This is a genomic window from Mesorhizobium silamurunense, from assembly GCF_014843825.1.
GTDB classification, from domain to species: domain Bacteria; phylum Pseudomonadota; class Alphaproteobacteria; order Rhizobiales; family Rhizobiaceae; genus Mesorhizobium; species Mesorhizobium silamurunense.
Genome location: NZ_JHQR01000046.1, coordinates 1 through 854, shown reverse-complemented (window position 1 = coordinate 854; position 854 = coordinate 1). Strand labels below are relative to the sequence as shown.

At 63.0% G+C, this 854-nt stretch carries 1 protein-coding gene; it reads left to right on the top strand.

Going from position 1 to position 854, the window contains the following annotated elements; translation table 11 throughout:
• Window positions 1-854 (top strand): chaperonin GroEL (gene groEL / locus DH10_RS04725; protein WP_192384308.1); only part of this gene is annotated, 854 nt, incomplete at both ends.

Here is an 854-nt window from a genome sequence, read left to right as displayed (position 1 = left end):
ATGGACCTGAAGCGCGGCATCGACCTCGCAGTCACCGAAGTCGTCACGGCGCTCGGCAAGGCCGCCAAGAAGATCAAGACCTCCGAGGAAGTCGCCCAGGTCGGCACGATCTCGGCCAATGGCGACGAGTCGGTCGGCAAGATGATCGCTGAGGCGATGCAGAAGGTCGGCAACGAAGGCGTCATCACCGTCGAGGAAGCCAAGACCGCCGAGACCGAGCTGGAAGTCGTCGAAGGCATGCAGTTCGACCGTGGCTATCTGTCGCCCTACTTCGTCACCAACGCCGACAAGATGGTCGCCGATCTGGAAGACGCCTACATCCTGCTGCACGAGAAGAAGCTCTCCAACCTGCAGGCCATGCTGCCGGTGCTGGAAGCCGTCGTGCAGACTTCGAAGCCGCTGCTCATCATCTCGGAAGACGTCGAAGGCGAGGCTCTGGCCACGCTCGTCGTCAACAAGCTGCGTGGCGGCCTGAAGATCGCCGCCGTCAAGGCTCCGGGCTTCGGTGATCGCCGCAAGGCGATGCTGGAAGACATCGCCATCCTCACCGGTGGCCAGGTCATCTCGGAAGACCTCGGCATCAAGCTCGAGAATGTCGGCCTCAACATGCTCGGCCGCGCCAAGAAGGTGTCGATCTCCAAGGAGAACACCACCATCGTCGACGGCGCCGGCAAGAAGGCCGAGATCCAGGGCCGTGTCGCCCAGATCAAGCAGCAGATCGAGGAGACCACCTCGGACTACGACAAGGAGAAGCTGCAGGAGCGTCTGGCCAAGCTCGCGGGCGGCGTCGCGGTGATCCGCGTCGGCGGCGCGACCGAGGTCGAGGTCAAGGAAAAGAAGGACCGCGTCGATGA